The sequence below is a fragment of the uncultured Nonlabens sp. genome, assembly GCF_947495285.1.
In the GTDB taxonomy this organism is placed as follows: Bacteria; Bacteroidota; Bacteroidia; order Flavobacteriales; family Flavobacteriaceae; genus Nonlabens.
The window spans coordinates 89,506-96,897 of record NZ_CANLXZ010000012.1; the positions used below are offsets into that span (position 1 = coordinate 89,506).

Annotated in this window: 9 protein-coding genes; 5 read left to right on the forward strand and 4 right to left on the reverse strand. The window is 32.6% G+C overall.

What is annotated here, in order from left to right; genetic code table 11:
• Positions 1-80 precede the first annotated feature (80 nt).
• The 5 genes from Q0838_RS06905 (at position 81) to Q0838_RS06925 (ending at position 4,239) form a co-directional block, all read left to right on the forward strand.
• Positions 81-590, forward strand: a complete 510-nt coding sequence (locus Q0838_RS06905) for a PH domain-containing protein (RefSeq protein WP_298952718.1) — start codon at positions 81-83, stop codon at positions 588-590.
• Positions 583-2,157, forward strand: coding sequence for a PH domain-containing protein (locus tag Q0838_RS06910; RefSeq protein WP_298952719.1), 1,575 nt, complete (start codon positions 583-585; stop codon positions 2,155-2,157). Before Q0838_RS06905 ends, Q0838_RS06910 begins: the two co-directional genes overlap by 8 nt.
• Before the next feature lie 195 nt (positions 2,158-2,352).
• Complete coding sequence (locus Q0838_RS06915; protein WP_298952721.1) at positions 2,353-2,817, forward strand: MarR family transcriptional regulator; 465 nt, start codon at positions 2,353-2,355, stop codon at positions 2,815-2,817.
• A 6-nt stretch (positions 2,818-2,823) separates the two neighbouring features.
• Positions 2,824-3,456: an NAD(P)H-dependent oxidoreductase gene (locus tag Q0838_RS06920; RefSeq protein ID WP_298952723.1), complete on the forward strand. Its 633-nt coding sequence runs from the start codon at positions 2,824-2,826 to the stop codon at positions 3,454-3,456.
• 105 nt (positions 3,457-3,561) lie between these two features.
• Positions 3,562-4,239: a type 1 glutamine amidotransferase domain-containing protein gene (locus tag Q0838_RS06925; protein ID WP_298952724.1), complete on the forward strand. Its 678-nt coding sequence runs from the start codon at positions 3,562-3,564 to the stop codon at positions 4,237-4,239.
• Positions 4,240-4,312: 73 nt separating this feature from the next.
• Here Q0838_RS06925 and Q0838_RS06930 read toward each other — a convergent pair whose 3' ends face one another.
• From Q0838_RS06930 to Q0838_RS06945, 4 genes are all read right to left on the reverse strand, one after another.
• On the reverse strand, positions 4,313-4,939 hold the full coding sequence (locus tag Q0838_RS06930) for a hypothetical protein (protein ID WP_298952725.1): 627 nt from the start codon (positions 4,937-4,939) through the stop codon (positions 4,313-4,315).
• 83 nt (positions 4,940-5,022) lie between these two features.
• Positions 5,023-5,415 carry a hypothetical protein gene (locus Q0838_RS06935; protein ID WP_298952727.1) on the reverse strand — a complete coding sequence of 131 codons (393 nt, stop codon included), beginning with the start codon at positions 5,413-5,415 and terminating at the stop codon, positions 5,023-5,025.
• Positions 5,416-5,423: 8 nt separating this feature from the next.
• Positions 5,424-5,975: a hypothetical protein gene (locus Q0838_RS06940; RefSeq protein WP_298952729.1), complete on the reverse strand. Its 552-nt coding sequence runs from the start codon at positions 5,973-5,975 to the stop codon at positions 5,424-5,426.
• A 635-nt stretch (positions 5,976-6,610) separates the two neighbouring features.
• On the reverse strand, positions 6,611-7,123 hold the full coding sequence (locus Q0838_RS06945) for a hypothetical protein (protein WP_298952731.1): 513 nt from the start codon (positions 7,121-7,123) through the stop codon (positions 6,611-6,613).
• Between the last annotated feature and the right edge of the window lie 269 nt (positions 7,124-7,392).

Here is a 7,392-nt window from a genome sequence, read left to right on the forward strand (position 1 = left end):
AACTTATCACCTACTGTTTTTGTATTCATTAATATGGACAGTAAACGTAACAAACAGTACATTTATACCACTAATAAAGTATGATGACTAACGACCAAATTCTAGCCGCTGGCTTACCTAAAATAGAAGCTGCTTATTTTCAAAAACACCCTAAGAGATTTTTGAACAAAAAATTAATCGCAACTTTACTCATTTTTGTACCATCTCTATCAGGTGTAATAATACCATTTTTCACTGTTAATGAACATCCATGGGTATGGAAAACTACTGGTTGCATATGGTTAGTTACATTAATTGTCACTGTTTTTCTTGCGTATAAAGGTTACTTTGTAAGGGGTTATGTACTCAGAGAACAGGATATAACTTATAAAAAAGGATGGTTATTTCATAGTCAGATTACGGTGCCGTTTAATAGAATACAACATACCGAGATTAACCATGGTCCCGTAGACCGTATGTTTAAATTATGTCAACTAGATATATTTACTGCTGGTGGTAGCTCTAGTGATTTAAGTATAAGTGGTCTGGACCCAGAAGATGCTGCAAAATTAAAGGAGTACATCTCAGGTAAATTATCGCATTATGCTTAATATATCCACTCCACAAAGACAAAGTAAAAAGATAATAGCCTTTTACCTTTTTAAAAGTATAAAAGGTCTGGTGTTTTATTTCTTATTTGTTGCTATAGGTACTAGGTCTATGGGAGAACAAGCGTGGTACAGGATCGCATTGATTTCTTTTCTAACGATTATGTCACTAGGATCTCCTGTAATAAGATATATCTATTTTACTTTTCACCTAGAGAGTGACGAGTTGATTATACAAAAAGGACTTATTCAAAAAGAGCGCAAAGCAATACCTCTAGAACGTATACAATCCATCAATATCACTCAAAATGTAGTGCAACGCATTCTAGGCATCGTGTCTCTAGAAGTGGACACCGCAGGATCCAAGGCTAAAGAATTAGAAATACCTGGATTAGATCGAGAATTTGCAAGTCAATTTAAAGATCTATTACAAGAACGTAAAGAAGAAATAATAGAAGTTTTTAATGTAGAAGAAACAAAATCTACCATTGTTGAAAATGATGTAGAATCTTCCATTATAGAATCTACCGATACAACCGCAAATACGAGTAAAAAAGAAACAACCTATAAAAACCCAAAGGACAACATAGAAACACCTATTCTTAAACTAGGTTTAAGGGATCTACTCAAAGTAGGTATAACACAAAATCATTTTAAAAGTGGAGGACTAGCGATATGGGTCGTTTTCGGTAGTTGGTACAATATTAAAGAGATTCTAGAAGAGTATTTTGGCGACTGGTTAGAGCAGTATTCTTTTGAAAACGTTATTTCAGGAACGAGTATAGGTCTGGCAGTTGCTGCCATTATTGCATTTTTAATTTTCTCTGTAATCATAAGTTTATTGCTAGCAATAAATAAGTATTGGGATTTCAGTATGGTTAAAAAAGGTGACGATTTAGAAATTAAAATGGGCTTATTTAATAAAAAGGAGATCAAAATACCATTAAGTAAAGTTCAGATCTTAGAGTTTCATTCTAATCCGTTGAGGAAATTATTAGGTTTCAAAACTGCTCAAATATTTCAAGCGCAGTCTACTAATAATAAACTAAGCCATGTATCTATTCCTGCATGTACGGTTGCACATCAAAGAGTTTTACAACACATACTATTTAAACAACCAGTCGAAGAAACAGAAATCGAGTTGCACTGTAATCCATGGTCTCATGCACGCCTACGTCTTTATGTTTTGTCTGTATTCTTTATACCTTCTATAGGCGCTGCAATTTATTTTGAGCAATACTTAGCTATCATTCCTTTGCTATTACTCATGACTTTATTGATATACACAGCATTTATGTACGGTAAAAAAAGCAAGATTATTATGGACGTTGATTTTGTCGTATTTAAAAAAGGGTGGCTCTTCCCTAAAACTATTATTTCACCTATTTTTAAAACACAAGCCGTTGAAAAATGGCGTAGTGTATTCTTAAAAGGTAGAAGAGAAGCTCATTTTAAACTACATACCGCTGCAGGTACACGAGGGTTGCGTTATTGCAAAGAAAGTCAATTAAGTATATTGATCAATAGCATCAACAACCTAGTAATTTCTAGTAAAAATAAATGGATGTAGTTATAAAAACTAAGATCTAGAATATGTTTTTTTACAATTCCGCTTTCGCGAAAGCGGAACACTAATCTCAATCATTATACATAGTAAGATGAGAAACCAGCTCTAATTTTAATCACTAGAAATTTTCACATTTATTAAACATTTGTATCTACCATTTTAAAGTACATTTGTGTCGTGCGCGATACAAATAATAAAATGTACAAAGAAGAACAATTAAAATTGAGCAGTCAGGTATGTTTCCCTATATACTCTGTATCTAGATTACTGACTAAGGCTTATAAACCTTACTTAGATACCATGGGTATTACTTATCCTCAGTATTTAGTATTGCTCGTTCTTTGGGAAAATGACGCTGTCACTGTTAATGAAATTACTAAAAAACTATACCTTAATACAAATACGGTATCGCCGCTTCTTAAAAGGATGGAAAAAGCTCACCTTATAGAACGTAATCGCTCTATAAGTGATGAACGTAGCGTGGTTATCCAGTTAACATCTCAAGGTAAGGAGCTTAAAAAAGTAGCAAGTCAGGTGCCTGACAAATTATTACAAGTATTACTTACCACAAACGTTAATCTACCTGATATCATGAATTTAAAAGATACTCTAGAAGAGTGGATTGAAGTTTTAAGAGAACAAAAAATTAAAGAAATTAAATAAAATATTATGGAATTATTAGAACGTCTACAGTGGAGATATGCTGCAAAAGCTATGAATGGTAAAACCGTACCACAGGACAAAATGGATAGAATTCTTGAAGCAGCTAGACTAGCAGCTACTTCTAGTGGTTTACAGCCATTTGAGATTTTTGTAGTTAAAAATCAAGAAGTAAAGGAAAAAATACGTCCTATTGCATGGAATCAGTCGGTGGTAACAGATTGTTCCCATTTATTAGTATTTGCTGCATGGGATAAGTATACAGAAGAGCGTATCAACTATATGTTTGACCTGGTTAATGAAGAGAGAGGTTTTAAAAACCAAGGTTGGGAAGATTACCGCCAGAAATTACTGGGTATTTATCCACAACAGGAAGAAGAGGTTAGTTTTAATCATGCGGCAAAACAAGCTTATATAGCCTTTACACATGCTATGATTGCCGCTGCATTTGAAGAAGTAGATGCCACACCTATGGAAGGTTTTGATGCAGACGCTGTAGATCAAATCTTAGGACTAAGAGAAAAAGGATTAAGAAGCACCGTTTTACTACCTATAGGTTACAGAAACGAGTCCGAAGACTGGTTAGTTAACCTTAAAAAGGTGAGAAAAAGCACAGAAAAATTAATTACCACGATAGATTAATTAGTTTTATTTTTTAAAAAATCTATCTATAGCTTATTACTATTAGAATATCATATTCCAGTAAGAATAAGAAAATCAACAGTATAAATAAAAAAAGAAAAGAAAATGAAAGTATTATTTGTTTTAACATCACACGATAAATTAGGAGATACAGGAAAGAAAACTGGTTTCTGGGTAGAAGAATTTGCAGGACCTTATTATACTTTAAAAGATAAAGGTGTGGACATAACCCTTGCAACACCTCATGGAGGACAAGCGCCTATAGATCCATCTAGTACATCACCAGATGCGGCAACAGAGTTTACAGAAAGATTTGATAAAGATGAACAGGCTCAGAAAATGATTCAGGCCACACATAAACTAACAGACGTTAATGCTGCAGATTATGACGCAGTATTTTATCCTGGTGGACACGGCCCATTATGGGATCTTGCAAACGATGCAAATTCTATAAATCTAATTGAGACTTTTAACAGTCAGGATAAACCAGTAGGATTTGTATGCCATGCACCTGCAGCACTTAAAAGTGTAAAGGGAACTGATGGTAAACCATTAGTTAAAGGTAGAAAAGTAACTGGATTTACAAATTCTGAAGAGGATGCGGTACAATTAACAAAAGTGGTACCTTTCTTAGTTGAAGATATGCTACAAGAAAACGGTGGTATTTATTCAAAAGGAGATGACTGGTCAGCGTATGCCTTACAAGACGGTAATTTAATTACGGGACAAAACCCTGCGTCTTCTGTACTAGTCGCAGAAAAATTATTTGCTGCGGTAAAATAATTCTAGTAGTTTAAATTTAAAAAGGGGCTTGTTTCTTTAAAGAAATAAGCCCCTTTTTTTAATCTTGAGTTCTTTAAAGGTCTATGTAGTAAACAGATTCTAGAAATAACTTATCAGCGATTTCTTCATTTTTACCGTCCTTTAATTCTTTAAGAACGCCTGCTATTTTAATTTGATGCTCTGGTAGTTTTTCAATTCCTTTTATATGAGCAATTAAGAAGGTTATATCAGACTCTTGATCTCTTATTTCATAAACATCATATCTATCCATAATAGGAATCATGGTAAACGTAGTCACCTTACCAGTCATTATAGGCATCATTATAAAACCGTTAAAATCATTTTTTGACTCCGTTAATTTGGGTACACCTGTAATGATGGCGTTTGCAGCTTTAATTCCTTTAGATCGCACCTGTGACGGTAAAAATTCTTGAGGCTTATACTTTAGATACGTTTTTTTCAGATTTTTATCTAGTTTAGAAATAACTTCTGCTTTTTGAATCTTATCGAGTTGTGCTAGTGACAACTCTAAAAAAAGCATCATTTGCTGTAGGTCGTTAAAAATGCCACCTACTTTTCCTACTTCGGCCTTAGAAACGATACCATCGCCTGCTGTAGTGAGTATGTTAAAAAATCGACCACCATTATCAAGTATAGAAATAGCATCCTTAATTGTTTTAAAGGGTTCTATCTTCTTCATAATACTTCTAATTTTATAAGTTAAAATGTACTACTTATTTTGAAAGTGTTAAATTTATTTCCTTTAAATTATAATAATTATTTCTACTTTTTTCTCTTAGAAATCACATTTGAAATAGTCATCGTTGTTAACAATGCTATGAAGGCCATAGTGCCTAAACCTCCACCAAATCCATTAAAGAATTTTGCTTTGTAGATGTAGATAATACTAAATAGAATTCCTGCAATAGCTAGACGCAAATAACTACCTTTAGAATGTGAATCAACCATACCTATAAAAGATGTTCCTATAAAAACTATAGGAATACTCTTTGATAAATATTCATTTAACACATGAGGAAATAGATAAAAAAATAAACCTACTATTAAAGCTAAAAGTGCAGATGCCCTTACCGCACCTTGTTTTAAATGTTCATTAACATAATAGGTGAATACAGAGCCTATTATACCTACCATAATAATGATTACATAATTCATATCAATACCTAATTTAATAAGTAAACAACTACCACACCTAAAAAGGCAACCGAACCTAACTTTCCGCCTAGACCTAAGAAAAGATTCTTAGAGAGCATGAAAAACACACCTGTAAGCATACCTGCTGTAACTATAAAACCTACAGATGGTGATATTTCTGCACTAGACATACCTACAAATGAACCGCAATAAATAGCTGCAGGTAATTTTTTTAAATAATCTGATTTTTTATTCATCATAGGTATAAACGATGCTATAGTTCCTGTAATTCCTGCTGCAAGAACACTACCTAAATTCCCATAATCATTAAGTGAATAACATATAAATGCACCTATGGGAACCCATATAGCCACAGATACCTTTTCATAAGAATGTTCTTCATGATGTAGATTCAAATATCGATAACCCCATAGGATAGTAACTGCCATAAGAAGGGTAAATGTAACTATTAGAAAATTATGAGACTCATAGTTATAATTTAAGGTCATCATTAAGAATATAACCTGCAATATTAACATAGTAATTACCATAAATAATCTAATCGCTTTGTGTTTCTTCATGAAGAATATATGGTTGATTTTTTCTACAAATTTAATAGAAAATAGGATCGATAAAATCTGATCTAAGACTTTATTATTTTTTAAAACACTTGTAATTACCAGAAAATAAATGAATGGGCTCCATAAAAAAAAATGTAAATATCTATTCAACGTAGGCTATAGTAGAGTATGGCTACTCATCAGGATAGAAACAGATCTCAAAAAACCAAATAACTATACTTAGTTCGTGTAAAAAGATTAATACCCTTCTCTTTTACGAGTTCGCTTTCGCGAAAGCGGAATTAAAGAAAGACATCTATCAAAAATAAAGACAGACAAGAATAATTCATAGCTGATTTGTGTTTATGCAAAACAGGTAGATTTAAAGCTTTGGCAAGGTAATTCTAAAGATCAAATACAAAACCTTTTAATGACAAGACTACTATCCGTAACAAATATCGGCGATTTAGGCGTAAACACTGGTTTACTGCCTATAAATGGTTACAGGAACCTGCAAAGCAGTATCCTAAAATGTTCGTACACTGGCAATATGGATGTATGCCATGACTTGCTAAGAACAGCCGTATGATGGGAGACTATCACGTACGGTTCTGTGAGAGGTTTAGGGGTAAGATTCCCCTTTACCTACTCGACTTTTAATCCAACCCAAAAGTCAGAGTTATTATTTTATTCGATTCTTTTTCGGTTAAGATTACACAAACTAAATATGTAAAAAAGTTTGGGTCAGTCAATTTTTCAGAATCCGTTTTTTCTGCATTGATATAATAAAAATTCCAGTTTGATAATTCAAATTTGTCCAAATTCGAAATGGCTAACTTAAAATTCTTTTTGAATATAGGTAAATCTTCGCCCCAATCTTCGTCTTTCCAATATTCCTGAAATTCGAAATTTAAGTCACTAAATTTCAATGTTTTGAAATCTGATATTTCAATTTTATTCAGAAGAATTGAGCCGTAGTAATCTGTTGACTCTTTTAATTCTTTCTTCATAGTTTTAATTGGACCAAATTCCTTTTCTTTTAAGATACCTTTCTCTAATAATTCTTTCAGTTCAGGGTTTTTCTCAGAACATTCAAAAATATTCACGCAATAGAATCCAAGTCCACTTTCATCAGATTTCCAGATATTTTGTTTTAGTTCTAAGTTCATTTTTAATTAAACACAACGTTAAATATAGAAAATCGTAGGGTTTACAAGCAATACACTACGATTTAACACAAGCTAAATATACTATTTTGTTTTTAAATTTCATTAAACACCAAATTTTATATTTAGCGACCTAACAAATACAAAACTAATATAAACCAAAGCGAACAACCCTATGTTTTTTATATAGTGTTAGCAATAGTTGTGTGTCCTGCGTTGCTTCGGGATACAATTTAGTAAAATAAATAAGGAGCAACAAAACTGTAATTGAG

Bases quoted from the DNA above. Each gene is read 5' to 3' on its own strand.
- Q0838_RS06915 (WP_298952721.1), top strand. From the start codon at position 2,353: ATGTACAAAGAAGAACAATTAAAATTGAGCAGTCAGGTATGTTTCCCT.
- Q0838_RS06910 (WP_298952719.1), top strand. From the start codon at position 583: ATGCTTAATATATCCACTCCACAAAGACAAAGTAAAAAGATAATAGCC.
- Q0838_RS06930 (WP_298952725.1), bottom strand. From the start codon at position 4,939: ATGAAGAAGATAGAACCCTTTAAAACAATTAAGGATGCTATTTCTATA.
- Q0838_RS06940 (WP_298952729.1), bottom strand. From the start codon at position 5,975: ATGAAGAAACACAAAGCGATTAGATTATTTATGGTAATTACTATGTTA.
- Q0838_RS06925 (WP_298952724.1), top strand. From the start codon at position 3,562: ATGAAAGTATTATTTGTTTTAACATCACACGATAAATTAGGAGATACA.
- Q0838_RS06935 (WP_298952727.1), bottom strand. From the start codon at position 5,415: ATGAATTATGTAATCATTATTATGGTAGGTATAATAGGCTCTGTATTC.
- Q0838_RS06945 (WP_298952731.1), bottom strand. From the start codon at position 7,123: ATGAACTTAGAACTAAAACAAAATATCTGGAAATCTGATGAAAGTGGA.
- Q0838_RS06920 (WP_298952723.1), top strand. From the start codon at position 2,824: ATGGAATTATTAGAACGTCTACAGTGGAGATATGCTGCAAAAGCTATG.
- Q0838_RS06905 (WP_298952718.1), top strand. From the start codon at position 81: ATGATGACTAACGACCAAATTCTAGCCGCTGGCTTACCTAAAATAGAA.